24 protein-coding genes are annotated in these 26,447 nt (G+C 39.5%); 11 read left to right on the top strand and 13 right to left on the bottom strand.

What is annotated here, in order from left to right; genetic code table 11:
* Positions 1–41 precede the first annotated feature (41 nt).
* Positions 42–638 carry a hypothetical protein gene (locus tag ACS125_RS07580; protein ID WP_443271347.1) on the bottom strand — a complete coding sequence of 199 codons (597 nt, stop codon included), beginning with the start codon at positions 636–638 and terminating at the stop codon, positions 42–44.
* 393 nt (positions 639–1,031) lie between these two features.
* Entirely contained in the window at positions 1,032–1,580 is a 549-nt protein-coding gene (locus tag ACS125_RS07575; protein ID WP_443271345.1) for a TetR/AcrR family transcriptional regulator, read from the bottom strand.
* Between the two features lie 704 nt (positions 1,581–2,284).
* On the opposite strand from ACS125_RS07575, the gene ACS125_RS07570 reads away from it, so the two are divergent.
* Positions 2,285–2,701 carry an NF045616 family extracytoplasmic (lipo)protein gene (locus ACS125_RS07570; RefSeq protein ID WP_410374416.1) on the top strand — a complete coding sequence of 139 codons (417 nt, stop codon included), beginning with the start codon at positions 2,285–2,287 and terminating at the stop codon, positions 2,699–2,701.
* A 53-nt stretch (positions 2,702–2,754) separates the two neighbouring features.
* Here the strand turns inward: ACS125_RS07570 and ACS125_RS07565 are convergent, their stop codons facing one another.
* From ACS125_RS07565 to ACS125_RS07550, 4 genes are all read right to left on the bottom strand, one after another.
* Positions 2,755–3,246 carry a flavin reductase gene (locus ACS125_RS07565; RefSeq protein WP_443273938.1) on the bottom strand — a complete coding sequence of 164 codons (492 nt, stop codon included), beginning with the start codon at positions 3,244–3,246 and terminating at the stop codon, positions 2,755–2,757.
* Between the two features lie 187 nt (positions 3,247–3,433).
* A complete protein-coding gene (locus ACS125_RS07560) occupies positions 3,434–4,477 on the bottom strand; it encodes a methionine synthase (RefSeq protein WP_004703605.1) in 1,044 nt (347 codons plus the stop codon).
* 21 nt (positions 4,478–4,498) lie between these two features.
* Entirely contained in the window at positions 4,499–5,485 is a 987-nt protein-coding gene (locus tag ACS125_RS07555; protein WP_443271342.1) for a DUF1852 domain-containing protein, read from the bottom strand.
* A 366-nt stretch (positions 5,486–5,851) separates the two neighbouring features.
* On the bottom strand, positions 5,852–6,724 hold the full coding sequence (locus ACS125_RS07550) for a LysR family transcriptional regulator (protein WP_443271340.1): 873 nt from the start codon (positions 6,722–6,724) through the stop codon (positions 5,852–5,854).
* 255 nt (positions 6,725–6,979) lie between these two features.
* Here ACS125_RS07550 and ACS125_RS07545 point away from each other — a divergent pair, with 255 nt between their 5' ends.
* The gene (locus ACS125_RS07545; protein WP_443271338.1) at positions 6,980–7,588 is read left to right on the top strand and encodes a LysE family translocator; all 609 of its coding nucleotides are present in this window, start codon (positions 6,980–6,982) and stop codon (positions 7,586–7,588) included.
* Between the two features lie 101 nt (positions 7,589–7,689).
* On the opposite strand, the gene ACS125_RS07540 is transcribed toward ACS125_RS07545, so the two are convergent.
* Complete coding sequence (locus ACS125_RS07540) at positions 7,690–8,715, bottom strand: fatty acid desaturase (protein ID WP_443273936.1); 1,026 nt, start codon at positions 8,713–8,715, stop codon at positions 7,690–7,692.
* Positions 8,716–8,930: 215 nt separating this feature from the next.
* Between ACS125_RS07540 and ACS125_RS07535 the strand changes: the two genes are divergently transcribed.
* Positions 8,931–9,938, top strand: a complete 1,008-nt coding sequence (locus tag ACS125_RS07535) for an AraC family transcriptional regulator (RefSeq protein WP_443271336.1) — start codon at positions 8,931–8,933, stop codon at positions 9,936–9,938.
* A gap of 58 nt (positions 9,939–9,996) precedes the next feature.
* Here ACS125_RS07535 and ACS125_RS07530 read toward each other — a convergent pair whose 3' ends face one another.
* Together ACS125_RS07530 and ACS125_RS07525 are read right to left on the bottom strand one after the other, a co-directional pair.
* The gene (locus tag ACS125_RS07530) at positions 9,997–11,364 is read right to left on the bottom strand and encodes an amidohydrolase (protein ID WP_443271334.1); all 1,368 of its coding nucleotides are present in this window, start codon (positions 11,362–11,364) and stop codon (positions 9,997–9,999) included.
* A gap of 33 nt (positions 11,365–11,397) precedes the next feature.
* Positions 11,398–12,783 carry an outer membrane protein transport protein gene (locus ACS125_RS07525; RefSeq protein WP_238612657.1) on the bottom strand — a complete coding sequence of 462 codons (1,386 nt, stop codon included), beginning with the start codon at positions 12,781–12,783 and terminating at the stop codon, positions 11,398–11,400.
* Between the two features lie 298 nt (positions 12,784–13,081).
* Between ACS125_RS07525 and ACS125_RS07520 the strand changes: the two genes are divergently transcribed.
* The 6 genes from ACS125_RS07520 (at position 13,082) to tcuB (ending at position 20,182) form a co-directional block, all read left to right on the top strand.
* Positions 13,082–14,011, top strand: a complete 930-nt coding sequence (locus ACS125_RS07520) for a LysR family transcriptional regulator (protein WP_005302915.1) — start codon at positions 13,082–13,084, stop codon at positions 14,009–14,011.
* Between the two features lie 278 nt (positions 14,012–14,289).
* Positions 14,290–15,600 (top strand): MFS transporter, encoded by a 1,311-nt coding sequence (locus ACS125_RS07515; protein WP_004794402.1) that lies wholly within the window; start codon positions 14,290–14,292, stop codon positions 15,598–15,600.
* 93 nt (positions 15,601–15,693) lie between these two features.
* A complete protein-coding gene (locus ACS125_RS07510; protein WP_443271331.1) occupies positions 15,694–16,488 on the top strand; it encodes a substrate-binding domain-containing protein in 795 nt (264 codons plus the stop codon).
* A 131-nt stretch (positions 16,489–16,619) separates the two neighbouring features.
* Positions 16,620–17,549, top strand: a complete 930-nt coding sequence (locus ACS125_RS07505) for a LysR family transcriptional regulator (RefSeq protein ID WP_443271329.1) — start codon at positions 16,620–16,622, stop codon at positions 17,547–17,549.
* A 103-nt stretch (positions 17,550–17,652) separates the two neighbouring features.
* Positions 17,653–19,059: an FAD-dependent tricarballylate dehydrogenase TcuA gene (tcuA, locus tag ACS125_RS07500; RefSeq protein WP_443271327.1), complete on the top strand. Its 1,407-nt coding sequence runs from the start codon at positions 17,653–17,655 to the stop codon at positions 19,057–19,059.
* Entirely contained in the window at positions 19,049–20,182 is a 1,134-nt protein-coding gene (gene tcuB, locus ACS125_RS07495; protein ID WP_443271325.1) for a tricarballylate utilization 4Fe-4S protein TcuB, read from the top strand. Before tcuA ends, tcuB begins: the two co-directional genes overlap by 11 nt.
* A gap of 77 nt (positions 20,183–20,259) precedes the next feature.
* On the opposite strand, the gene ACS125_RS07490 is transcribed toward tcuB, so the two are convergent.
* Positions 20,260–20,793 (bottom strand): HPP family protein, encoded by a 534-nt coding sequence (locus ACS125_RS07490; RefSeq protein WP_443271323.1) that lies wholly within the window; start codon positions 20,791–20,793, stop codon positions 20,260–20,262.
* Between the two features lie 97 nt (positions 20,794–20,890).
* Here ACS125_RS07490 and ACS125_RS07485 point away from each other — a divergent pair, with 97 nt between their 5' ends.
* Both ACS125_RS07485 and ACS125_RS07480 read left to right on the top strand, forming a co-directional pair.
* A complete protein-coding gene (locus ACS125_RS07485) occupies positions 20,891–21,439 on the top strand; it encodes a TetR/AcrR family transcriptional regulator (protein ID WP_032048087.1) in 549 nt (182 codons plus the stop codon).
* A 14-nt stretch (positions 21,440–21,453) separates the two neighbouring features.
* Positions 21,454–22,113, top strand: a complete 660-nt coding sequence (locus tag ACS125_RS07480; RefSeq protein ID WP_443271321.1) for a VOC family protein — start codon at positions 21,454–21,456, stop codon at positions 22,111–22,113.
* A gap of 85 nt (positions 22,114–22,198) precedes the next feature.
* Here ACS125_RS07480 and ACS125_RS07475 read toward each other — a convergent pair whose 3' ends face one another.
* From ACS125_RS07475 to ACS125_RS07465, 3 genes are all read right to left on the bottom strand, one after another.
* Complete coding sequence (locus tag ACS125_RS07475; protein WP_443271319.1) at positions 22,199–23,428, bottom strand: CaiB/BaiF CoA transferase family protein; 1,230 nt, start codon at positions 23,426–23,428, stop codon at positions 22,199–22,201.
* A gap of 52 nt (positions 23,429–23,480) precedes the next feature.
* On the bottom strand, positions 23,481–24,803 hold the full coding sequence (locus tag ACS125_RS07470; RefSeq protein WP_348889089.1) for an MFS transporter: 1,323 nt from the start codon (positions 24,801–24,803) through the stop codon (positions 23,481–23,483).
* Positions 24,804–25,030: 227 nt separating this feature from the next.
* Positions 25,031–26,251 carry an acyl-CoA dehydrogenase gene (locus ACS125_RS07465; protein WP_443271316.1) on the bottom strand — a complete coding sequence of 407 codons (1,221 nt, stop codon included), beginning with the start codon at positions 26,249–26,251 and terminating at the stop codon, positions 25,031–25,033.
* Between the last annotated feature and the right edge of the window lie 196 nt (positions 26,252–26,447).

Here is a 26,447-nt window from a genome sequence, read left to right as displayed (position 1 = left end):
CTTATTATTAACACACTGCGCACATTTAAAAAATATTCACTTCAAAACCAGTGTAAAATCCATGTCTTAATACCATTAAAAGTACTAACAATAGAATCCCAAGCCACTTTTATCCATTCAACAATATTTTTAACGATACTAACAATATAATCAACTATCTTGGTAAATAAATCATTGATTAACTCATTAATTTTCTGTGCTGCAATTAAGATAAGATTTCTGGCTGCTGGGAAATCGTTACCGATCTTTTCTGCTTCATCAAACATTTTATCAATATTATCACTTGCTTTCTTCTTAGCATCCTCTCTAATTTTGTTAAGTTCATCTTTAAATTTTGAATTTCCAGCAGTAGAGTTATTATCTTTCAAGTCCTTAGCAGATTTTTTTAATTTTTCTTCGATAGTTGAAGCAGTATTACTAGCTAAATCTTTTGCTTGGTTTTGTAAATCATCCAATCTACTTTGAACAGGATTATCTGCCAATTCACTAGCATCAGCGACAAGATACTTATTCGTTGCTTCCATTAAACCCAAAGAATCCTCAACTAAATTAGGATAATATGGTATTGCTACACCAGTATTAATATTATTCTGGTAGTGATCGCGCATTTCCTTTAGAACATCTATGAAGTTTGTCATATATTATTCCTATAATAATACTTTTTAATAATTAGTAAGATATTTATTATGATTGGAAATTTATTTTAAACTTTACTATTATGATTAGTATAAAATACTTTCTCATCACAACATTGACGAGATTAACACAACAACCTTACAAGTAAATACCTATTCAACATTAATTACAAATAAAAAACAATAAAATTATTATTAAATAAAAATTAAAAGCCACTCAAATATAATTACAAAAACAGTGTAAATAACACTTTTTTGATTAGCTATTTTAAATATTAAAATAATCAAAAAAATTTATTAATATCTTTATCTGGCAATCACTTCTGAACACTCTAAATATATTTTTCATTATTCCCCTCTCTTTTAAAATGGGTTCATCTAGTAACTCATTTAATATCATCTCCCCCAAAACTTCTCCAACACTACATCCCTTTCATCCACACTATTTGAGCTTAAAACTTGTAGCATCAAGCCATCAATTAGGTTTAAAACCATGTTGGCATCGGGATGAAATGCATTGGTTTCCAGACTAAAGACCAGATCAAAAAGCTCTCGAAGTAGCCATTTTCGATATTCAACCGCCATGCGGTAAGCCGTTGGATAAAGCTGTTTTATTTCAAAAATAGCCTTAAACAAAAGGTGGTAAAGGCTATTTACATCGACATGTAAACGGACAATTTCTTTGAGTTTATCGCTTGGTTTTGGGTAGCGGTGTGAATAGACAATTGCCAGTACTTCTTCTTTCAGTCGGCTTTTTTGAAAGTTTATACATGTTTCAACCAGCCGTTCTTTTGAGTGAAAGTAGTTATAAAGCGTAGCTTTGGGAATTTTAGTTTCTTTGGCAATCAGGTCTACGCCCGTGTTGTGAAATCCATAGATGTTAAATAGATCTACTGCGCTATGAATAACTTTTAATTTTTTTGAAGCCGTTTCTAAAGTTGGCATATTTTTACCATTATAAAAATAAGTTGTTATGTCTGGCTGAGATAAAAAGCCTGTGCCCTTTCTGGGAGAAAAAAAGGCACAGCAAAGCCGTAAGACGGTGCTTGGCACATCTCAAGTTTTATTGTTGATATAAGTTTTTAGCCGTAATGACTTAAAGTCTGAAAAGCGGTTAAGCCTTCAAACTGTTTAAAGATGAATTAAGTAGTGTCGTTATAGGCTTTGGCAATGAGTGCCAAGAAATGATGGATATGCATAGCCAACTCCTGATTTTGGGAGTTCTGCCAAAGCATTCATTTGGAATTATGGTGGCAGAACGAAAGAGGGTTGACAGACTGGTTTTCGAGAACCCAGCACGCACGAAGGCGTCCCCCTTCCGTCCTACCGCTACAAAAGGGGGACGAGTGGGTCTACATCAAAAAAACGTATTTTTTCAATGTACTCGAAAAAACAGCCTGTCAAAGCCGGCTGGCAATGTGGCCAGCAGGCAAAGCATAATCTGAGAGTTGATAGGTGTCAATGTAGCTTTTATGCCAAGTGATTAAATTTATTATTGTTTTTCATTAGATTAACTTAATTATTATTTTAAATATTATATTTAATTGTATTTATATATTTTTTAAAAAGAGTCAAATGCAGTAAGCTAATACTTATAATTTTTTACTTTTTGATTTTGATCATTTTTATACAACTTTACGAGATCATAAATGATAAGACTATCTTCAAAGTCCATTTTATTATTAACAACTGGGTGTTTATTGAATGGTTGTAGCCAAGGCCCTCTTCCATTAGAAGTTACACTACATCAGGATTATGTATGTGCCTTTACCAATAACCCTAAAAAAACGAATTATTCTTTTGATAATAAATTTTTGATTTTTATGGGGAAGGTTGACTATACAAACGGCTTCAAAAGCACTTATGAGAAAGAATATTCCAATGTTCCTTTGCCAATAGAAGAAAAAGATTGTGTAAAAATTCCTCTAAAAGAGTTTGAAAAAAATGTGGTTTATGACATTACTTTGGATATCTTCAAAACTTTTGATACACGTATTTGTGTAGTAGAACATAACAATAAGCTAGAAATTCGAGAACCGGAACCTGGTGAAACAACCTGTAAATAGGATTGTTCCTAGGCCCTCATTTCATCCTTTCAGAAATAACAAAACGAGTGGGATTAGACAGTCTCAGTCTGCCCCACTTGGTGATAAGCACGGTTAAAATAAACCAAACTCTGGTCATGTTGGCTATGTTTAATCGCTACGATCGGACATATAAAAATCGTGTGTGTGCCGACTTGTTGAATTTGCTCAATCTCACAATCGAAACTTACCAATGCATCATCTAACACAGGTGAACCCGTTTCTAACTCAATCCATGCGCCATGTTTAAAGCGCTCTTCTGGTGTGAGCTTAGATGAAAATGCCTTTGAAATATGTTCGTGCTGTGCGCCTAAAACATTCACAGTTAAGATTTTATTATCTAGGAAATGTGCATGCGAACTCGCAGATTGGTTCATACACACCAATAATGTCGGCGGTGTGTCAGTCACACTACAAACAGCAGAGGCAGTGAATCCAAAACGGCCAGACATGCCTGCCGTAGTCACAACACTAACCGCACTTGTGAGTAAAGACATTGCATTTCTAAAGTCTGTTGCTTGAACCATGACATTATTCCTAAATTGAATCGTACCTTGTCCTGAGTGTTTGCTATACCGCCCAACTCCATCAGGAAGGTACTTTATCAACATGAATTCTGATTAGAACTACATGTAGTAAGTAAAATGAGGGTTACTTGTTTGATTATCAACTGCCATCAAAAAAGTAACCCTTTATACCACTTATTGGTAAATATTAAGCAGTAAGATCAAAACCAGTAAGTTCTCTGCGAACGATTTCTGCACCTGCCGTTAAAGCATTTAGCTTGCCACGTGCCACTTCACGTGAAAGAGGTGCCATACCGCAGTTTGTGCAAGGGTAAAGCTTGTCAGCATCTACAAACTGAAGTGCTTTACGAAGTGTGTTAGCCACTTCTTCTGGTGTTTCAATTTGGTTAGATGCTACATCAATTGCGCCGACCATCACTTTTTTACCACGAATGAGTTCGAGTAAATCGATAGGCACATGTGAGTTGTGACATTCTAACGAGATAATATCGATGTTAGATTTTTGCAGTTTCGGGAAAGCTTCTTCGTACTGGCGCCATTCCGAACCTAATGTCTTTTTCCAGTCAGTGTTAGCTTTAATGCCGTAACCATAGCAAATGTGAACCGCAGTTTCACACTTAAGGCCTTCAATTGCACGCTCTAAAGTTGCAACGCCCCAATCATTTACTTCGTCAAAGAAGACATTAAATGCAGGTTCGTCAAACTGAATGATGTCTACACCAGCAGCTTCTAACTCACGCGCTTCTTGGTTCAAAATTTTTGCAAATTCCCAAGCAAGTTTTTCACGGCTCTTGTAGTGACCATCGTAAAGCGTATCAATCATGGTCATTGGGCCAGGTAATGCCCACTTAATTGGTTGATCAGTTTGCTGACGTAAAAACTTCGCATCTTCAACAAACACAGGCTTTTGACGAGACACCGCACCAACCACAGACGGTACGCTTGCATCGTAACGGTCACGAATACGAACAGTTTCGCGCTTCTCAAAATCTACGCCATTTAAATGTTCAATAAACGTAGTCACAAAGTGTTGGCGGGTTTGTTCACCATCGCTCACAATGTCGATGCCAGCAAGGCGCTGTTCGTGCAATGCCAAACGTAGCGCGTCTTTTTTACCTTCAAGCAGACCTTCGTTTTCGAGTTTCCAAGGCGACCAAAGCTTTTCAGGTTCTGCAAGCCAAGACGGTTTAGGTAAGCTGCCAGCAGTTGAAGTTGGTAATAATTTTTTCATGATCAATGACCTATATGTTGATTAATTAAGAGCGTAATTAGCAGACCACTGCTCAAGAATCGCTTGGTATGGTTTGATAAATTGCTCTTCAACAAACTTCCCTTGCTCAATAGCGAGGCGGCTACGTTCTTCACGGTCATACACAATTCGAGTAAGTGAGTAATCTTCGTTCTTTAAGCTTGGCTGATAAGATTTTCCAGCCACTGAATTTGCGTTATAAATTTCAGGACGGTAAATCTTTTGGAATGATTCCATGGTGCTGATAGTGCTGATCAACTCAAGGTTGGTGTAATCACTCAGCAAATCACCAGTAAAATAGAACGCCAAAGGTGCAGCACTGTTTTTCGGCATGAAATAGCGAACTTTTAAGCCCATTTTTTGGAAATATTCATCAGTGAGTGAATAGTCTTCTTGCTTGTATTCCACACCCAAAACTGGGTGTTCGTTTTCAGTGCGGTGGTACACTTTAGTGGTTGAAACACTTAAGCAAATCACTGGCGCTTTTTTAAAGTTTGCTCTGTAAGTTTCAGAGTTAATAAAGCTCTTAAACAAGTTACCGTGCAATTCACCAAATTTCTCTGGTGTGCTAAAAGTAGACTGATTTTTATTGTGGTCTAGCAACAGCACACTAAAATCATAGTCACGTACATAAGACGAGAAGTTGTTGCCTACAATACCTTCAATACGTTCATTGGTCTTTTTATCAACAATATTGGTTTTCAATATTTCGATTAAAGGAAGCGCACTGTTTTGGCTTGCCGCATCAACATTCATTTCAACTGAAATGATTTCAAGTTCAACGCCGTAGCGGTCGCCTTTAGGGTTGTCCCAATGAGCTAAGGCATTAAAACGATTGTCGATCATCTGTAAGGTGTTGCGCAGATTCTCTTGACGGCTCATCCCTCTCGCTAAGTTAGCAAAGTTGGTTGTAATACGCGTATTGTCTGCTGGACGATAGTTTTCATCGAAACAAATACTCTTAATCGTAAATGTAAATTCTTTACTCATTTTGATCAGTACCCTAATTTCTGAGATAAACCTAAAAATATTTCGAGCTCTTTTTAAACTTTCCAGCCTTGTCAGATTTGTGCCTTGAGGTCTTATCAAAAGTGAATTACTGGAATGCTTCAGAGCGTGAATAGATTTATACCGCAATCACAACATGAATAAAAATGATTTAGTCTCATTCAAAACTGAGTAAAATTCATGTTTATGGTTTAATAAAGAAGTATGAAGTTAAATATTTTTCATCTTAAGGAATTTTAGACAGCAGAAATTCAATATATGGTGCGCATAAAACGACTTAATAATTTTAAATATTTATTATTATTTTCAATAAGTTAAACAAAAAAACCCTAAAGAAAATGCCTAGACTTAAAGTAATTTATGCTGACTCTTATTCATCTCTGCTTTTAGCCATTCTAAAAATATAATCTTCCGCGAGTCTTCTTCAAAAGCACTATGAGAAAGTAAAAAATAGGCTGAATTATCTTGAACAACTGGTGAATTTTTTTGCAGTAAGTTCCACTCAAGCTCTTTTTCTATCATATAAATTGAGATGGCTGTAGCTCCGAGTCCAGCCAAGCAGCCTTCTAAACATAGATAAAAATGTTCAAGTTCAACTTTGGTGTAGCCTTTCAAACTTTGCTTTAACTCAGTAATGCGGCTAATACTTTTAAAAAAATTGGGCCTAGAGGTCGAGATAAGTACGTCGTTTGTTTCCGATGGCTTGGTTGCTTGAACTAGAGCGATATATTCATCAGCAATCTTTTCGCTATAGATATGCTCTCCCCAATCAAAGTCATTTCTGCGAATTGCGATATCAATATTATCTTTTTCAAAATCGACCACCCCGCCGGCTGTGAGTAGTACAACCTCAAAATCATGTCCAAGCTTTTTAAATTTTGATAACCGCGGAATGAGCCATTTCATTGAAAGCGTCGGTTCACACGACAAGACCAGTTGCTTGTTGTGGGTTTTAGGCTGGCTTAACTCTATTAAACATTCATCGAGTTGACCAAAAACTTGATGGCAACAACTCAATAAAATTTCGCCCTGCTCAGTCATCACAAGTGTTTTATTTTTCCGATCAAACAAAGCCGTATTTAAAGACTCTTCTAAATTATAAATTTGCTTACTGACCGCACTTTGCGTCACAAATAATTTCTTTGCAGCTAAAGTGACGCTGCCATACTTCGCCACAAAATAGAAAAATTTTAGTGAATTCAGCGATATTCTTTCGATCATTCCAAAAACTCATAGATATGTAGTCGTTTTTATCGATTTTTATTTCTAGGTTTCTGTTCAAAATAAAAATCATCTTTATTAAAACCCATTTTAGATGATGAAAAACATATTGAATATCGATATCTATCTTCGAAAACCTAAAGCCCCAACATCTCTTGCAAAAAGAATAGTAATTTTAAGTAATGCTTTCGCCCTCTTACATACATTCCAAAAAGTACAGATAAATTCTCTCATTTTTAGTGAGGGTACAAGATAATGGCAGAGTTTATTGCGGTTATTCTCATTACGATTTTGGCAGTGGTAAGCCCCGGCGCTGACTTCGCGATTGTGACCAAAAATAGTTATCTGTACGGCAGAAAAATAGGTGTGTTCACTTCACTCGGAATATCGCTTGGCGTGTTGGTGCATGTGAGCTATACGTTAGTCGCCGTCGCCTTTGTGATGACATATACGCCGCAAATTTTGAATATTGTTAAGTACATTGGCGCGCTTTACTTAATCTATATTGGCTATAAAACCTTTACGCAAAAACCTGTTTTAGACTCTGCTGCTTTAACCGCTATCGGTAGTTTTCAAGCTATAAAATACGGTTTCTTTACCAACGCCCTGAACCCTAAAACCACACTATTTGTGATTAGCACCTATACGCAAATTGTGAGTTTAACTACGCCTAAAACCATTCTTTTGGCTTATGGCTTTTTTATGTCTTTTGCACATTTCTTGTGGTTCTCACTGGTAGCTGTGCTTTTCTCTTCAATGCTGTTAAGACAGAAAATGTTAGCCAAGCAAGTGCAGATTAATAAAGTGATTGGCTCAATTTTATGTGTATTAGGGGTGATTCTACTTTTTACTAAGTTTCAGTAGAGCCGTTTAATTTTTAATAATCTTTAGGGTGAATTTATAATTAATAGACTGAGCGCTTTGTACAGAACTCAGTCTATTTGAGTGAGATAAAAAGCTATGTTTTAACTTTTTGACTCTGATAAATCATTTACGTTCCAACGGTTTGCTCTTTTAAAAGTTCCGACATCGTTAAACCGCACCCCCATATCACGCATGACTTTATGGGCAACAGGCGCGGTCATTTGGCGAATGTAGAATGGTTCTTTCACCACAAAATGATGGATTGCATGTGTTGAACCAAAATTAAAGCAAAACAGTTGGAACGGCATCATCCACCACGGTGTTAATACTTGAGTTTGTTGAATGACATTACCCAATTCAACGTCACCGTAGTAATGCATATTGCTGGTCACAAAGTGCAAACAGAAGGTACGCAGTACATTTGGAGCAACCCAAACAACAGTCAAAATATTAACCACATACATGATATTTAAAGTGGTAGCTGACCAAGCAATCGGTGCATTCGCCCAACCTGCAACAGCATCAACCGCATGAAAACCTAAAAAGATATACCACAGCGACCAATGAATAATCCCTAGCGGGAAATAAGCCATAAATGCACGTTTAAAAATTACTTTTCTAACCGTCCAATTGCTTGCAGAAATAATACGGAACAAGACCGCCAAGCCGTTATCACCAATCGCGATGAGACGACGTATACTCCACTGCTCTCCATTGGTTAAAGCTCTTTCTTCTAAATCAACTTCGGTGCCTGAGTTTTTATGATGGTTAAAATGCAGCTCACGGCGTTTCCACGGGTTAATAGTACTTGGTCGAGCTAACCAGACTAAGCCCATCATTAAATGATGTGCCCATGGTTTCTTTCTAAAATACATCCAGTGAATCAGGTCATGCTCTAACTCATGGGTGAGAGATGCAAAAAAAGCAATAATCGGAATTGCAAACCAAGCTGAAAGTTGATGATTTATATAGAGCACGGCAGTCGCTAACATGCTCACCAAAGATATAAATAGAATCATCGCCCCAATGGCATTTTGATGGTTCAAAATAGGATGGCGTTTGCGTAAAGCCATGCCTTCAGCTGTCACTACTTTTTTAATATGTTCCGTTTTTTCGCTATCGGTCATTCCCGCAGGATTTTTATATATGTAGGTCATCCGTTATTCCTCAGTTTTTCATACCCCCACTTTATGTAGATCACCCTAAGTGTGCTTAGCTCGAAACGCCAATCTATTGGCTATGGATGCCAAAATAAAAAGATTCAAAATAAACAAAAGATTTTTTAGTTTTGAATCTTTTATACTGTTCCGAGGAATATGAATCAGAAGTTATAGGACATAACATGCCACGGACAGCAACGGCACTGGCTAGCTGGGTGAAAGCGATTCAAAAAGCGCTCGAAAAAGCCGGTGTTGATAGTCAACCTTTATTAGAACAAGCAGGTTTAGATATTCAGGCTCTGAGTAATCCTGATGCACGATATTCATTAAAACAAACAGCAAATTTATGGAAATTAGCAGTTCAGAAAACTCAAGATTCATGTTTTGGCCTTAAAGTTGCCAGCCAAGTCAATCAAAATACTTTTCATGTGTTAGGGCATTCACTGATTACCAGCACCACTCTAAAAGAGATGTTTCTAAGAATTATTCGTTATTTTCGTGTGGTTACGGATATTCCAGAGTTAGAGTTTTATGGGCAAGGAAATAATCATTATTTTGTTATTCATGTTCCCGACGAAGTTCAGCCCGAGTCAATAGATGCATTTATCTCTGTTTTTATTCGTTCAAGTCGTGCTTTACAAGGCTCTGTTTTTTCGCCATTACGCATTGAACTTAGACGTTCAGAGCCCGAAGATTTAGAAACATTCCAGAGTATTTTAAAAGCTCCGATCGTCTTTAATGCAGCCAAAGATATGATTGTGTTTGACACGGCAACGATAGAACAGCCACTAGAAGGTGCAAACCCTACCCTCACCCAAGAATATGATGAGATTATTAATCGTTATCTGGCTCGGTTTGATAAAGAAAATATATTGGCTCGGGTGAAAGTGAAACTTATTGAAAAATTATCTACAGGTGATTTTCAACAACAAGACGTTGCGAAAAGTCTGGGCTTAAGTATACGGAGTCTGCAACGCAAACTTTCTGCCGAAAATACTTCTTATAGTGAGTTACTAGATCAGACTCGCCACGAACTTGCATTGTCATATATTAAAAACTCAAGCCATAATATTACTGAGATTGCTTATATTCTTGGCTTTACAGATGTCAGTAGTTTTACCCGCGCGTTTCGACGCTGGACTGATTTATCGCCCGTCCACTATCGAGAAAAATATCTGGCTTGCTCTTAACTTTTAAAAACTTAGACAAAAAAGATGCATATAAATGCATCTTTTTTTTATGGTCAATTTACTTTCTAGTGAGCAGCTCTAACATGGAAACAGTTGTGACTTTAGCCCCCACTGGTAAGGCCTTTAAGTCCACAATGTAGTTAGGACTATGTGGAATATAAGGCACGGGTTTGCCTTGTTTTACTGCATTGGCAAATACAACTGGGTCCGCCACACCAATAAACATAAAGTTAAAAGGAATATCTTTTTGGTCGCCTAATAGGTGATGAACATCTTCCGAACCCATAAATGGAGGAAAGTCGGTTAAAACTTGCTTATCACCTAACAATGCTTTTAAAGGCCCATTTAAACGCGCGGAAAACTCTTTGTTATTAATGACTGGGTTGGTTGAACCTTTGAGCGTTAAAGTAGGTAATTGATCTTTACCCATCCCTTGCATTTCGGCCGCGCCTTCACTCATGAGCTTAATATTATTTAACATGGTTTCACGCACTTTCGGGTCAAACCAGCGCATATTCATTTTGACTAACGCGGTTGAAGGAATCACGTTATTTGAATTTCCAGCTTGAACTGAACCAATAGATAAAGCAGCAGGTTGCTGAGTATTTACTGCACTACCCATAATGGTTTGATATTGGGTAATGGCATTGGCCGCCATGCTAATCGGGTTCTTGGTTAAATATGGAAGTGACCCATGTCCACCCACCCCTTTAAATAGAATATCAAGTTGATCGGTTCCTGCCATTCGTGGACCGGGTGCGTTAATTATCGTCCCCACAGGTGCAGGAGTAGTATGCACTGCAAAGAAATAATCAGGTTTTGGTAAGTTATATTTGGTCCATAAACCATCGCTCACCATAGCTTTTGCACCTGTTACGGGTTCTTCAGCAGGTTGCGCGACTAAAATAATAGTTCCGCTCCATTCCTTTTTTAGAGCAACTAGGGTTTTTGCCATACTCAGCATCCATGTAACATGGGCATCATGACCACACATATGTGCTACAGGTGTTTCGGTTCCATCGTCGAGTTTTACCCTTACTTTACTTGCGTATGGTAAACCCGTGGCTTCTTGAACTGTATTGGCATCCATGTCTGCACGGTACATGACCGTTGGTCCATCACCGTTTTTTAAAATGCTGACCACGCCTGTTTTGGCTATTCCCGTTTTAACGTCAAAACCTAATGACTTAAGTTCTTTGGCCACAATGGCAGAAGTACGCGTTTCCATAAACCCAAGTTCAGGGTGTTCATGAATGTCTTTATAGACCTTGCTTAACCATTCTGTTTGGCCATCAATAATAGTTAACGCTTTTTGCGAAACCGCTGGCAAAGTTGTTGGACTTGCTTCCGCATGAAGGAGAGTTCCATAACCTGCAATGAAAGTCGACAAACCTAAAAATAGACTGTTTTTGATGATTTTATTCATATAGTAAAAACCTTATAAATGTATGATTTAATTTTAAAATTTATATCCAATTTTTAAGCCATAGCTGACTGAGTGATTATCCTTAAACTCACCCACATAATAGTCACTACCCGCCTGTGCGCCAAGCTGAGCTTTTGCATCGCCTAACCAGTAATACTTCACGCCACCTGAAATAAAATATTGCGATGTCGGGCTATATTGAGCACCCACGCCTAAGTTGTAATACCCTTTGCTTGGCCCACCCGTCGAGACCTTATCACCTGCTCCCGAGTCCCAACCTACCGTTACAGAACCTAACCATTTTGGAGAAAAACGTTGTCCAACCCCTAAATTTAGAGACCATTGATCATCGTAATAACGAACCAAGTTAAAACCTTCCGGACGGCTTGGCGTTGATAGTACGCCAACAACTTTTGAGATTTCACCAAAGCGATAAGGTTGTAGAGCGAGATCACTCCAATTTACCCAGCGCACACTCCCGAACAGTAACGTTCCCTGACGAAGTCCAGTCTGGAACTCCAAATTCACTGAATCTGGAGATTTAAATTTGGTTGTACCGGTATCTTCTTGTTCTGGCAAATTGGCAATAATCTGATTTAAGTAAGCTTTCTTTTGTGAAGTCATCTGGCCAATAGAAATCATATAGTCTAAATGCTGATTAACTAAATCACGACCTTGTTGAGTGCTTAACATATCAATGAGTGGGGCATTTTCAGTCGCGTTTACTTTATGAGTAATGGCTGAACGGTAGGTTAATGAGATTTTCACAGCTTTTTCCGGAATCTGGTAGGCAAGCCCTGCTAACCATCCCAAGTCACCTACAGTTTTGGTGTGAAAGTCATAGCCGTTGTAAAGACTAAATACATTACCTCTTAGTTCGACCTGACTTTTAAAAGTCTGATAAACAGGCCCAGCATAAAGATTCCAATTTTTTGTGGGTTGATACCCCAAAATAAAGCTTAAATTTTGTATATCAAATTCTGATTTTGCATTTCCTGTAGGCGCTTGACCAGAAGTAGCATTTGCAAGGGTGGTAGTCGTAATACTGGGAAGCATAGCTGTATCTTTCGGTGTGGCGACAAAGCCATTTAGGCCTGAATATTCAGTGTCGGCACCAAAAGGCTGGTCGTAAAGCAGGCCAAAGGAATACTGAGGTGCCAACTGTAGTTTTAACGCTGCTGTAGGTCGATAATCTGTGTTGGCGATATCTGAAATTGAATGATGTGACGAGTTTGTGCCTGACTCTACACCACTTAAATCGGCATCTGTGATTCCTAAACTTGCCTCAAAATAGTTACCCGGTTGTAAAAATGCCGATATGGATTGTCCTGTTTTATCAAACGCAGCCGCATGTAAGGTGCTTGTGCAAATTGAAGTTATTCCTAAGATCAATATTTTTTTATTCACAACAAAACTCATGGATCCATCCTGGATATTTTTTATTTTGATTCCTCACTTTATGTAGATTTGAATGCTTCTGCTTAGCTCCAAACGCCAATGATTTGACCGTAGATGCCATATTGAAAAATTAGGGTTTGTGTAGCTGCAATCAGAACATCTTTTTTTTATTAACCATAAAAATTGATTGAACTTTTAAGATAGAGAGTGATTTTTTAAGAAACTTTTATATTTTTTGCTGCTAATATTAAAATGCATGATAGATTTTCCAATCCTTCATATTTCTATAAATCAAGGATGATGAGCGAATACATTTATTATGGAAATCAAACAAATAAAATATTTTTTGACGGTGGTTGAAGCAGGCAGTATTGGTAAAGCTGCCCAAAAACTTGATGTTGGTGCTTCGGCCATTAGTCAGCAAATTAGTAAGCTAGAACAAGAGTTAAGCATTCGCTTATTACAGCGTAATGCTTTTGGTGTCACGCCTACACCCGCGGGTCTTGCCTTTTTAAAACACTCTCAACTTATTTTGCGTCAAGTAAACTTTGCCATAGATGCTGCGCATTCAGCACGGCTTTCAGGTCATGTCAGCCTTGGTTTTCCACCGACCATTACCGCTTTAATTGGCATCCCTTTAATGAAACTAATGTCTGAACGCTATCCAGACATTCGTCTAGAAATTGTGGAAACCTTGTCGGGCAACCTGATTCAGTCGATTAATTCACGTCAGCTTGATATTGCCATTATTTTTACCAATGAAATTGATAAACAGTGGTCGATACAACCTTTGGTACGCGAACAAATGTATTTAATGGCACGCAAAGAAGTGCTTGAAAAATACGGTCTTGCCGACTGTATCAAAAGTGGAATTATTCAGTCGCAGCAAATTGGTGATATTCCTTTAGTGTTGCCACGTCAGCGTCATAGCTTAAGAAAATTGCTTGAACACAAGATTGGGCAGCTTAATGTTGTCTATGAAATTGATGGTCTACACTTACTCATGGACAGCCTGATTCACCTTGACCTTGCAAGTGTTCGGCCCGGAAGTGCCTGTCTGCAAGAGTACAAACATAAGCTTCAATTACTAAAATTGATCGACCCTGAAGTTGAGCGAATCAATTACTTAGTGAGCCTTGCCGAAGAAGAATTATCACCTGCTGCACTCGCTGCCAAATCGGCAATTAAAGCCTGTGTGAAAGAGTTGATTCAAAACCAAATTTGGCCATGTTCTGAAATTATTTTATAAAGGGTCATTAATTTTATTAAATACCTAATTAATTTTGCCCTCTCACTCCCCCCTGCTGTTTGAGATTACATTTTCTTCTGAATGATAAGTGAATTTCTGTTTATCAAATTATAGATGTGTAGTTTGAACTGGAAACAAGGCATCACATTTTCTACGAAGGACCCCTTTAAATCTCATCTCTAACCCATGTGCTATTTAGGTTTATTGAATGAGTCGATTTAAAGCCCTCTATTGAAAATTGTGAATGTTTCCATTTTGTCAGGCCAAGGAGGTCTCCAATGGATGTCGTGAATAACCGTAGGGCTACTTTTAAAAAAATATTAAATGTAACGAGTGGCAACTTTTTAGAACAGTATGATTTTTTTCTTTTTGGTTTCTATGCCACTTATATCGCAGCGAAATTTTTCCACTCTGAAAATGAATATGTCTCTTTAATGATGACATTTACCGTGTTTGCTGCGGGCTTTCTTATGCGTCCTCTCGGCGCTATTTTCTTGGGCGCTTATGTCGACAGAGTTGGTCGACGTAAAGGTCTTATTGTGACTTTAAGCCTTATGGCAATCGGAACCATCTTAATTACCTTTGTACCGGGTTATGAAACCATCGGTATTATTGCGCCAATTTTGGTGGTGATTGGACGTCTATTACAAGGCTTCTCGGCAGGTGTTGAATCTGGTGGTGTATCGATTTATCTCGCTGAAATTGCAACGGATAAAAATCGTGGATTTATCACAAGCTGGCAATCTGGCAGCCAACAAATTGCAGTTGTATTTGCAGCATTACTTGGCTACTGGCTCAACACCATTTTAACTACTGCTCAAGTGGGTGAATGGGGCTGGCGTATTCCGTTCTTAATTGGATGTTTGATTATTCCTTTAATCTTCTTGTTCCGCCGTACCCTAGAAGAAACTGAAGACTTTAAAGCGCAAAAAACTCATCCATCGACCAAAGAAATTTTCAGCACGCTTGCGAGCAACTGGCGCATCGTACTTGCAGGCATGATGATGAGTGCCATGACCACAACCACGTTCTATTTCATTACGGTTTACACCACGGTGTATGCAAAACGTACTCTAGAAATGTCGGTAACGGATAGTCTTTTAGCAACCGTATTTGTGGGTTTATCAAATTTCTTCTGGTTACCAATGGGTGGCTTACTTTCAGACAAAATTGGTCGTCGTCCTGTTTTAGTCGGCATTACAACCCTTGCCATCTTTACAACTTATCCAGTTTTAAGCTGGTTGGTAAGCGACATTAGTTTTACCAATCTAATTATTACGCTTGCTTACTTCTCATTCTTCTTTGGTATGTACAACGGTACCATGGTCGCAACGCTTGCCGAAGTAATGCCAAAACGTGTTCGTACAGTTGGCTTCTCTTTAGCGTTTAGCCTTGCAGCCGCTATTTTTGGTGGTATGACACCAATGGCTTGTACTTACCTTGTCGAAAATACAGGTAACGCAAGTACCCCCGCTTTTTGGCTGATGTTAGCTGCGGTATGTAGCCTCATCTCAAGCCTGTATCTATGTCGCGGTTCTAAGCAAAAGAATGCAGACCCAATTGCTGAACCTGTAAAGGTTAGCGCTTAAAACAACAACTAACTACTTAACCTGAAATTTTAATGAACAGTACGGCACATGTTGCAGCCGTACTGTGTTCTCCTGTCATTAAAGCGAGATACTATGAAAAAGTCCCCTATCTTCATGACCATTTGCCTAGCTGGTGCTGGCTTAGGGTCGACATTTGCTAACGCAGATACGCTCGAAGTAATTAGCTCTGGCGGTTTCTATTCATCTATGGAAAAACTCATTCCAATATTTGAAAAGCAAACAGGTCACACGGTTCACCTTTCGTCTGGTTCATCAATGGGCGCATCGCCAACTGCAATTCCAAATCGACTCGATCGTGGCGAACATTTTGATGTGGTGGTGTTGGCTGCTCCTGAACTGAACAAGCTTGCAGAAAAAGGTTATGTAGACCCAAATTCCCAAAGTGCTTTAGTCAACTCAAACATTGGCATGGCTGTTCCTAAAGGCGCGCCAAAACCAGATATTAGCTCTGCGGCAAAATTCGAAAAAGTTCTATTAAATGCTAAGCACATCGGCTATTCAGCAAGTGCGAGCGGTACACATCTTGAAAAAGATGTTTTCCCAAGCTTCCCACCTGTCGAGTACAAAGTGATTGCTGGTAAAGCAGAAAAAGTGGTCGGTGACCGTGTTGCAAAGCGTATTGCTGAAGGTCAGTTTGATATTGGTTTCCAGCAAATTAGTGAAATCAAACCTTTTACCGGCCAATATGGTCAAGTTGATTTAGTCGGTCCAATTCCTGCGCCTTATCAAAAAGTCACTGTATTTGCAGCTGGCATTGGTAAAAACTCTGAACATGAAAAAGTCGCAAAAGAACTCATCAAATTTGTGAAGTCACCACAAGCAACACAAATTATTGAAGAACAGGGTCTTGAGCAGGTTAAACAATAAAAGCTCTAAAAGGCAACGTCTTGAGGTGATGTTGCCTTTACTCTGTTGGTGGTTTACGGAGCATAATAGAACAAAATGTATAGCAATAAACCAGTGTAGAATAACCAATAAAGGATAATGTAGTATTTGCCGTGGAACTCAAACAATTAAAGTATTTTATTGCGGTGATCGAGTCAGGAAGCTTGGGTAAAGCTGCAAAAAATCTCGATATTGGAACTTCTGCATTAAGTCAGCAAATCTCAAAATTAGAAAGCGAGCTTTCTATTCGGCTTTTACAACGTACTGCTTTGGGTACGGTTCCCACCCCTGCGGGTTTAGCTTTTTTTCAACAGGTTCAACTGGCGCTTAGGCACTTAGACCATGCCGTAGACTCTGCGCATTCTTCACGTTTAAGTGGTCATGTCACCGTCGGTTTTTCGCCAAGTGTCGCATCGGTTATTGGCACTCACTTTTTAAAACTAATGAGAAACCGTTATCCCGACATTAAAGTGCGTCTAATTGAAGGTTTATCGGGTGACTTAAAAGCTTTAGTTAATGCAAGGCAGCTCGATGTTGCCATCATCTTTAGTGACGATGTCGACCCACAGTGGGCCATACAGCCTTTAGTCAAAGAACAGATGTTTTTAATCTCGCCTAAAGAGGTGCTGAGTCAGTACCACCTTGAAAGCTGTATCGACACTCAAACCATTACCCATTCGCAGCTTAAAGAACTTCCCCTGATTTTACCGAGCCAACGACATGGACTGCGTTTGTTGCTCGAACAGAAAATTCATCAGCTTAAAGTGGCCTATGAAATTGATGGACTGCACTTGCTAATGGAAAGCATTAGCCAACTCGAAATGGCAACTATCCAACCTGCGGGTGCATCGTTAAACTCACGGCAAGACCTATGTTTACTGCGCGTTGTAGAACCTGCGATTGAACGCATTAACTATTTAATTAGTCTATCTGAAGAAGAACTCTCACCTGCTACTTTAGCCACCAAAGTAGTGATTCGTGCTTGTGTGACCAACCTGATTAATGAAAAGCGTTGGCCTGGTGCGAAAATCATAAACACTTAAGCGCTTAGTGTTTATTTTTACTAAACACCCATTCAAGCTTAGCCTCTCACTTCACCTTCCCTTTTAAAGCTACATTAGCCTTAGCTGAGAAAGGGAGAAATCCATGCATGATGTGATTGTAATTGGTGGTGGAAATGCCGCACTGTGTGCCGCGCTCACGGCAAAAGAAAGTGGTGCGTCTGTGCTCGTCATAGAAGCAGCACCTAAAGAATGGCGTGGTGGTAACTCACAACACACTCGTAACCTCCGTTGCATGCATGATGCACCTCAAGATGTATTAGTCGATGCCTACCCAGAAGAAGAATATTGGCAAGACCTACTTAAAGTCACTGCGGGCAAAACCAATGAGCACTTAGCTCGTCTCGTTATTCGTAGCACGGCGACCTGTCGTGACTGGATGCGTAAACATGGCGTGAATTTTCAGCCACCGCTATCGGGTGCTTTGCATGTTGCACGTACCAATGCCTTTTTTATGGGTGGTGGTAAAGCTCTCATTAATGCGTATTACCGTAGTGCCCAAGAGCTTGGCATTGAGATTTTATACAACACAAAAATTAAAGATCTAAAGTTAAACCAAGGACATTTTGAAGCTGCAATTGCGGAAGATGGCCGTGTGTTTAAGGCGAAAAGCTGTGTACTGGCCGCAGGTGGTTTTGAGTCAAATTTGGAATGGTTAAGAGAAGCATGGGGACAAAATGAAAACGGCGAATGGCCTGCCGATAATTTCATTATTCGTGGAACCCGCTTTAATCAAGGCAACTTACTCAAATTTATGATAGATCAAGGTGCCGATATTATTGGTGATCCATCACAATCGCATTGTGTCGCTGTAGATGCACGAGCACCGTTATACGACGGCGGCATCTGCACCCGTATTGACTGCGTTTCTTTGGGTATTGTGGTCAATAACAAAGCCGAACGTTTTTACGATGAAGGCGAAGACTTCTGGCCAAAACGTTATGCGATTTGGGGCCGCCTTGTTGCCAAACAACCTCAGCAAATTGCCTATTCTATTATCGACTCAAAAGCCATTGGGCGCTTTATGCCACCTGTGTTTGCGGGTGTAAAAGCAAATAGCATTCAAGAACTGGCCGAAAAAATTGGGCTAGATGTAAAAACTTTCTGTCACACCGTAGAAGAATTTAATCAAGCCTGCGTACAAGGCACCTTTAACCATACCGTTTTAGATGACTGCACTACCCAAAATATTGTTCCCAACAAAACCCATTGGGCCGTTCCTCTCGATCGCCCGCCGTTCTATGCCTATGCGCTTAAACCCGGCATTACCTTTACCTATTTAGGCTTAAAAGTCGAAGACGATGCTGCTGTGCGTTTTAGCAATAAGCCAAGCCGCAACCTATTTGTCGCAGGTGAAATGATGGCAGGTAACGTACTCGGTCAGGGTTATACCGCAGGCGTTGGCATGTCGATTGGCACGACATTTGGGCGAATTGCCGGAAAAAATGCAGCCCACTATGCACTTTCACAAGGAGTTGAACATGAATGCTAGTACTAAAGCCCTAATTCCAGTTGTTCAGCTCTCTGACCATGAGCAGGAAGTTCAAAGAGCCTTACAAATTTGTAATGCTTGTCGCTACTGTGAATCTTTTTGTGCTGTATTTGCGGCGATGACCAAGCGTCTTGAGTTTAATCAAGCCGATATTCATTACCTAGCAAATCTCTGTCATAACTGTGGTGCATGTTTACACGCTTGCCAATATGCCCCGCCGCATGAGTTTGGGGTAAATATTCCAAAAGCGATGGCGCAAGTACGCTTGGAAACTTACCAAGAGTTTGCAACCCCTCAACCGCTAGGCCGACTTTATAAATCGGTGGGCATTCCTTTTGTTTCAGCGTTATCACTCATTTTCTTTTTATGCATGTTAGCTGTGGTCTGGTACAAAGGCACTGACCTGTTTGCAGGCTATCAAGGTAATTTCTATGCGATTTTCCCGCATAACTTTTTAGCGCTACTGTTTGGAGCAACCTTTACAGTTGCTATTGTTCTGCTCGGCATTGGGATTAGTAAATTTTGGAGACAGACCTCTAAAGTTATTCATGGCAAAGTTGAAAAACCAGACCTTATTCAAGCCTCTCAAAATGTATTAACACTTAAATATTTAGATGGTGGACATGGCAAAGGCTGTAATGAACAAGATGATCGTTACACTCAAATCCGCCGCGTGTTCCATCACCTGACTTTTTATGGCTTTATGCTTTGCTTTGCAGCCACAGGCGTAGCGACTTTATATCACTATTTCCTTAACCTACATGCGCCTTACCCTATCTTTAGCTTGCCTGTTATTTTAGGAACTTTGGGTGGAATTGGCTTAGTTGTCGGACCATCTGGCCTGCTCTATTTAAATCTTAAACGTCATCCGTTGCATGGTGACCGTGAGCAAAAACCTGTAGATCGAGGCTTTATCTTCCTTCTACTTATCGTTAGCGCTTCAGGGTTAGCACTCATGGCATTTCGCAATACCCCTTACATGGCACTTTTACTGATTTTCCATTTAGCTACAGTCATGACATTCTTCATTACTATGCCATTTGGAAAGTTCGCACATGGTTTTTACCGCAGTGCTTCTTTACTCAAATTTGCCATCGAAGAACGTATTTCTAAAAAGTCATAATTTCATTCAAAAGTATTCACTATCTTGAGGTAGTGAATACTTTCATTATTTTAAGCTCAAAATATTTCATACATCGCCTACTTTTTACTATTTAAAATTCCCAAGCCATACATCGGCCACTTGGTACTCGCTTTAATGTTATTAATCAGCATCGCTACCAAAACTAAAGACACGGCGCCCACCAAAACAGGGAAAATCAAAAAGCTCCACTCATAATGTATGCTGCTTGCGGTAAGTAAAATAACCAAAGGATTGGCTCCAGCAGGTGGATGAATGCATTTAAACACTTGCATGAGCGCAATTGCACAACCTACTGATAAAGCAATTGTAAAAATAGAAACACCGACAAATTTTAGAAAAAACAATCCCACAAAAGCCGAAATAAGATGCCCAAATATAATATTTCTCGGCTGTGCCAAAGGTGACTGCGACACGGTATAGAGCAACACACAGGTCGCACCAAATGGCGCCATGATAAAAATATTATGTGTGAGCTTACTCAACCATAGAAGTATAAAAATACTAAGAGTACCCCCAACAAGGCTTCTTAAAACATCAATTTTAGTGGGTGATGGAGCCAGTTTTTCTTTGCCATAAAAGATCGAGAACATGGTTTTTTCCTCAAACAAAAATTTGCTTTTTAAAAAGCATATAGATAAAATTTCAAATAGTACAGATCTGTACTATTTTATTTTTTGGAAAAGACACATGTCAAAATCTGCCTTAAAAATATTAGATACAGCCGAGAAACTATTTAATGAAAATAGTTTTGTCGGGGTTGGCGTTGACCTGATTCGCGATGAATCTGGCTGCTCTAAAACTACGATGTACACGTACTATAAAAATAAAAATCAACTGGTTAAGTCTGTACTCGTTGCACGTGATGAACGGTTTAAGCAAAGCCTTTTAGGCTATGTTGGAGATGCAACAGGATTAGAAGCCATCAATAAAATTCTGGATTGGCACACTAATTGGTTTAGACAAGATTTTTTTAAGGGCTGTTTATTTGTAAGAGCGGTCGCTGAATCTAACCAAGATGATCAAGACATTATTTCTATTTCTAAAGCCCATAAACAATGGATTAAAGTATTGATTGCGCAAAACTGCAATATACCGAATGGTGAAGCTTTATCTGAGCTGATCTATACGGTGATTGAAGGATTAATTAGCCGCTTTTTAGTCGATGGTTTCGATGAAACACTTGCGATAAACATGAAAAATTCTATTAATCAATTATTTAATATTCATCAACATTAGTATGAGAACTTAAAATGGAAGTGGACCATATTTTTATTTGTGTACAATCAGGCGCTCCCGAAGCTGAAACTTTAAAAAAATTCGGTCTAACAGAAGGTTCATCCAATAAGCATCCGGGTCAAGGTACAGAAAACAGACGCTTTTTCTTTAAAAATAGCTTTATCGAATTAATCTTTTTAAATAACCCCGAAGAAGCCTCAAGTGATCTCACAAAACCGACTCTGCTTTTTGAACGACTAAGTACTCAAAATAATATCGCGTCCCCTTTTGGTATTTGTTTTCGCCCTAAAAATAAAGATGATAACGGTGCAAAATTTCCTAATTGGGTTTACAAGCCAAGCTATTTACCAGCCAGCTTACAAGTAAATATTGCCAAAGATTCTGTGGTATCTGAACCAATGTGGTTCTTCCTTTCATTCGCTTCACGACCAGACCTTGCCGCAAAAGAAAAACAACAGCCACTTGTGCATAGCAAAGATTTATCAGAAATCACCGCGATTAAAGTTTCTATTCCAAACCTTGAACAGCACCCTACTTCGTTACTGTTCAATACGCTTGATGATTTTGAAGTCACTGATGGATCGGAGCATTTAATGGAAATTAGTTTTGATCATGAGCCTCAAGGAATAATTCATGATTTCAGACCAGAACTGCCGCTTATTTTTAAATATTAAAGCTCTTACTTTTTAATAAAAAAACTGTGATTTATTGCAAATCACAGTTTTTATTTAAATTGAATCACATTAAAAAAGTAACAGCTTAAGCAATTTTTCCATCAATAATGCCCTTCTCTTTTAACGTAGCCAGCTCTTCTGCCGTTTTAAATCTCGATAAGATTTGAGCGGTATGTTCACCTAGCTCTGGCGGTGCATGATGATATTCAACTGGAGTATCAGACAACTTGATGGGTGAGCCAATCGTTTGAAAATTTTCATTTAAACGATGAGGAATATTGACCACCAAATTGCGATGCACGATTTGTGGTTCAGCCAAAGCATCTTCAATAGAGTTGATGACACCTACGGGAACTTTAAGCGCATGAATCATGTCGACCCATTCTTTGGCAGTTTTCTCTAAAAAGTGCTCGGACAATAAAGGAATCAGTTCATCTCGATATTTGACGCGGTCCTGATTACGCACAAACTTTTCATTTTCGAGTAACTCTGGATAACCAATCGCAACACACAAATCTTTAAACTGTTTGTCGTTACCGCAAGCAATAATAAATTCTTTATCTTTAGCCTTAAAAGTTTGATACGGCACAATACTTGGGTGTTGATTGCCCATGCGCTGTGGGGCTTTACCCGAAGCTAAATAGTTCATTCCCTGATTTGCCAGTGCCGCGACCTGTACATCAAGGAGTGACATATCAATATACTGACCGCGTCCCGTGTGTGAGCGTGCAATCAAGGCCGCTTGAATCGCTATGGTTGAATACAAACCCGTTTGAATATCTACCACAGCCACACCAACCTTTTGCGCACCACCGCCTGCCACATCATCAGGCTCGCCAGTAATGCTCATTAAGCCAGACATACCCTGAATAATAAAATCATAGCCGGGTTCTTCTGCACGTGGGCCATCTTGTCCAAAGCCGGTAATCGAGCAATACACAATGTTCGGGTTCAGCTCACTTAATGACGCATAGTCCAAGCCATATTTAGCCAAAGACCCTGTCTTATAATTTTCAATTACCACGTCGGCAGTCTTGGCAATTTCATAAATTAAAGCCTGACCTTCTGATGTGGTAATGTCCACTGCAACCGAATATTTATTGCGGTTGGTACACTGAAAATAGCCAGATTCACGAGTCATGTTTCCATCTTGATCGGGCATCCATGGTGGCCCCCACATGCGGGTGTCATCACCGACTCGAGGGCGTTCAATTTTAATGACTTCCGCGCCAAGGTCTGCCAAGATCTGTCCGCACCAAGGCCCTGCAAGCACACGACTTAAATCTAAAACCCGAATTCCTTGTAATGCACCCATAACGATACCCTTATCTTTTTAGAAGGTGCTCAAAGCACCTCCCTGTCATTGTTTATGATTGTTTTTGCGGATCGTACTGACGATCTTTAATAAATAAGCCCGGCAATACACCCGCAACAAAATACGCAGCGCCCATCACAATAAAGGCCATGGTAAACGTACCGCCCGATGCCAAGAAACCAATGGTGGCTGGTGCAATCGCTGCCCCAACACGACCAATGTTATAGGCACCGCCAATGGCTGTTCCGCGTACATCGGTTGAAAAACTTTCAGCCATATAAGTCGCGTTCACACCGTATGGAATGCCATATAAGAAGCCAAAAGTGATTAATAAATACAAAATATTGTCAGGGGTATTGAAGAAAATAATGATTGGTAAGAACACGGCGCTGGCAATTGTGCCAAACACAAAAACAGCACGACGGTTAAATTTATCAGCAAGATAACCTGCTAAAATTTTGCCTAGAATCATTGCGGTATATGAACCCACCATATAACTGGTTAAGTTTTTAAAGTTCATATGCACTTCTGTTTCTAAATAACTTGGCATCCAGTTGTTAATGCCGTAATAGCCGAACTGCAAGAAGAATGCTGTGGTCATCCACAACAAAAACATTTTACGGTGTTTAAAGTTATTAAAGATTTGCTTATAAATACTGCCACTTTTCGGCTTTTCAGCCACGACCATTTCTTTAGGTTGTCTGTTACCTTGTAAGCTTTCAATTTTGGTGAGCTGCCAAGATTTTGGCTCTGGTACAAATCGTTGTAGGAAAATATTAACGAAAGCAGGTACTACAGTCAGGAAGAATAAAACACGCCAGCCATGATCTGGAATAATCGCGCCAGCTAATAGCGTCGCAGCAATATAACCTACCGTTTGCCCCGTCTGTAGCGTACCCAATACTGTTGTACGGTAAGTAGTTGGCACATATTCAGCCATAAGAGTATTACAGGCCATATAGAGTGCTCCAATACCCAAAGCACCAATAAAACGTAAAGCCATAAATTGCTCGAAGCTTTGCGTAAAGCCTAATAAGCAGGTCGCTACCGAAAAGAAGGTAACTGAGTTAGCAATGGTTCTTACACGGCCAAACTTGTCACATGCCCAACCACCCAAAATACCACCAATACCCATCCCAGCCAAAGAAGCACTACCTAAGGCTCCTGCTTGAAAGGTACTTAAACCAAACTCTGCCTTTAAACTGGTCAAGCTATAAGACAGCAGCATAATATCAATGCCATCGACCACCATCGCAAAATAGGCAAATAACAACGCCCATTTCCATGTATGAGGTCCAATCCTTTCGTATGTTCCAAGATTGCTTGGAAATGTATTTCTTAACTCTTTCGATATTACTTGAACGTCATTGTTCATCTTTAGTTCCTCATTTTCCCAAATGAGTCATCGGTAGCCTACTTATGTTTTCTGTATGACTTAATCTTCTATACTTTTCATCATCTTACATTTAGTTTTAAGTACACAGAGGCACATCTTTACATGAGTATCCTTACGATGAATCTTGTCATTTTCCATAAATTTTTGCGTAAAAATCCCTAAAGGTGCTCCCGAAAGAACACCTCTATCTTTTAAAAATTAATGAGTTAGTTACTAAATGCTGCGATACCTGTTTGTGCACGACCTAAAATTAAGGCATGAACATCATGTGTACCTTCATAGGTATTTACGACTTCAAGATTGACCAAATGACGTGCCACACCAAACTCGTCACTAATACCGTTTCCACCCATCATGTCACGTGCCATGCGAGCAATATCAAGCGCTTTCCCACAGTTGTTACGCTTAATGAGAGACGTGCCTTCAACTGATGCAATGCCTTCATCTTTCATACGACCAAAACGTAAAGCTACTTGTAAACCTAATGCAATTTCAGTTTGCATATCTGCCAGTTTCTTTTGAATCAACTGATTTGCAGCCAACGGACGGCCAAATTGTTTGCGGTCCATGGTGTATTGATGTGCAGTATGCCAACAGAATTCAGCAGCTCCCATCGCGCCCCATGCAATACCATAACGGGCACTGTTCAAACAGGTAAATGGGCCTTTTAAACCGCGAATTTCAGGGAACGCATTCTCTTCAGGTACAAAAACGTTATCCATGACAATTTCACCTGTAATCGATGCACGTAGACCGACCTTGCCATGAATAGCAGGTGCAGATAGACCTTCCCAGCCTTTTTCTAAAATGAAGCCGCGAATATCACCCACATTGCCTTCAGCAGAAACTTCTTTTGCCCAGACGACAAATACATCGGCAATCGGACTGTTGGTAATCCACATTTTTGCGCCACTTAAACGGTAACCACCGTCAACTTTTTTAGCACGGGTAATCATACTACCCGGGTCTGAACCATAGTCTGGTTCAGTCAAACCAAAACAACCAATGTATTCACCAGTGGCAAGTTTAGGTAAGTACTTTTGCTTTTGTTCTTCTGTACCAAATTCATTAATTGGGACCATCACCAATGAGCTTTGCACGCTCGCCATAGAGCGGTAGCCTGAATCCACATATTCAATTTCACGCGCAACCAAGCCATAACTCACATAGTTCAAACCCGCGCCGCCATATTGCTCAGGAATGGTTGGACCAAGTAAACCAAGCTCTCCCATTTCACGGAAAATAGATGGATCTGTTTTTTCATGACGGAATTGTTCAAGTACACGCGGTTGCAAACGTTCTTGGCAATAGGCATGAGCCGCATCACGAATCATGCGCTCATCTTCGGTAAGCTGTTGCTCAATTAAAAAAGGATCTTGCCAGTTAAATTGAACTTTTGCTTTTTTTGTTGTCACCATGTGATTCATCGCATCCTCTGCTTGATTTGATCTTCTTTATTTAACTCGATGTTATGCGTGAAAAATGCAGTAATCAAACGATAAATGTTCATGCAGATATGCGACTTACGCATATCTAAAATATGACGCGTTAAATTTAGATATTTAATTCGTTGTATTTCATTAAAAATGGCTTATTTTTATACTAAACTTTGATATCTGCATT

Source organism: Acinetobacter sp. PFS20 (genome assembly GCF_052261015.1).
Taxonomy (GTDB): Bacteria; Pseudomonadota; Gammaproteobacteria; order Pseudomonadales; family Moraxellaceae; genus Acinetobacter.
The sequence above is the reverse complement of the archived record's forward strand: the minus strand, read 5'-3'. Positions and strand labels throughout refer to the sequence as shown.